The 236-nt window shown below is 51.7% G+C and carries 1 protein-coding gene; it reads left to right on the forward strand.

All coding sequences use genetic code 11. From position 1 onward, the window contains the following. The coding region (locus Q4563_RS22630) for a hypothetical protein (protein ID WP_303606150.1) at positions 1–236 on the forward strand (236 nt) is incomplete at both ends.

Raw genomic sequence — 236 nt, forward strand, 5'->3', positions numbered from 1 at the left:
TTGACGGTTTTATTAATGGATCGCAAAGCTGTGAAACCGTTGCCACCGACCCTGCATACAACGGTACGTTCGACAACAGCTGTCCCGAAGGACAATACCTGATCAGTCGCGACGTCAATGCCGGCGACGTTAACGCAACCTGTATTGAACAGGCTGCGCAAACCTTTTTTGATTTCCTGCCTGGGATTTGGCAAGACTTTGGAGTAGCCGCCTCTTACACCCACGTCGAGACGGAC

The sequence above is a fragment of the Gilvimarinus sp. 1_MG-2023 genome (assembly GCF_030548285.1).